This is a genomic window from Mesorhizobium sp. M5C.F.Ca.IN.020.29.1.1 (genome assembly GCF_003997375.1).
GTDB lineage: Bacteria > Pseudomonadota > Alphaproteobacteria > Rhizobiales > Rhizobiaceae > Mesorhizobium > Mesorhizobium wenxiniae.
The window spans coordinates 1-1,241 of the sequence record NZ_RZSW01000977.1 but is presented as its reverse complement, the minus strand read 5'-3'; the positions used below and the strand labels follow the sequence as shown (position 1 = coordinate 1,241).

Genomic DNA, 1,241 nt, shown 5'->3' with positions numbered 1-1,241 from the left:
GTCGTGTTGAGAAGGTCGTGTGTTTTCCCGCCGGCGCAGCCGGTAACGGCGAGCGCAAACGCTACGACGAGAAAAATCTTCGAACGCACGGTCACGCAGGCTCCCGCAAGGGGGACGTCAAGCTGGTGACGTCGCTCGCTATTTCGATAAAGCCAAGGTCCGGCCCGGTCCAGTTGAAAGTGATTCGATGGTGCCGCAACCGTGAACACGCACGACGAAAGTAACAGGGCGTGGAACGCACCTCACTGTCCGAGCAGGCTGATGCGGTCGGTTACCTCGCGGTCGCTGGCAAATCCGTCATCCTCGCGCAGCCGCTGGCCGATCATCTTCACCAGCCCGGGGTTGTCGGCAAATTTGGTGTGGTTGAAACGGTCCGATCCCTTGACGCTGGAGAGATCGACAACGCTCACGCCATAGTCGGCGAGGTCGGCGGCGTCCTTGTAGTCGCCGACGCGCGGCCGCGAGCCGGCGATCAGGCCGGAGAGCCGCAGCGCCCGGTCGTCGTCGGACAGGAGCAGGATGAATGGCTTGTTCGGCTTGCCGTAGCGGCGCATCTGGCTCTTGAACACGTCGACATCGATGTCGGGCGAGGCCAGCACGACGTCGCCGAGCTTGCCGCCGAGATCGCGGTCGCCGTTGATGGCGAGCTGGCGCAGCGCTTCCATGGTAACCCAGGTTCCCAGCGAATGCGCGACGATGTCGATGCGCCGCGCGCCGGTCTGCGCGAGCATCCTCAGCGTCACTTCCAGCTGGTCGCGGGCAGCACTGGCGCTTTCCCTGTCGTAGACATAGTCCCTGGTCTTGGCGCCCGACGCCCAGGAAAACAGCACCGGCGTGCCCGGGTAGCCGGAATCATGGGCGATCTGGGTGACGCGGTAGACGGCGGCGTCGAAACCGGTGTTGTAGCCGTGGACGAAGACCATGACGCGGCCGCCGCGCGCGGCGATGTCGGTGCTGAGCGCGCTGGAGAATTTCGGCGCGGTGTCGTAGCCGACGACGTCGGAGGCCATGAAGTATTTGGCCGGATCGTTCGACTTGCCGCGCGAACGCCGCTCGATCCGACCGGTTTCGTGGGTCCCCGGCACGGTGACGTTGGCGCGGGCATAGTTCAGCGTGGCCGAGCGCTCACGGTCGAAAACCTTGCTGGGATCGTCGGAGCGCTTGCGCGTCGTGGCGATGAAGATGCTGTGGTTGCCGGCGATTTCCGTCACCGGCGCTGACACCATGGCGCTGCCGAGCAG

At 64.9% G+C, this 1,241-nt stretch carries 1 protein-coding gene; it reads right to left on the bottom strand.

Features of this window, described 5'->3' with window-relative positions; all coding sequences use genetic code 11:
- Positions 1–242 precede the first annotated feature (242 nt).
- Positions 243–1,241 (bottom strand): alpha/beta hydrolase (locus tag EOA85_RS35550; RefSeq protein WP_127212752.1); only part of this gene is annotated, 999 nt, incomplete at its 5' end.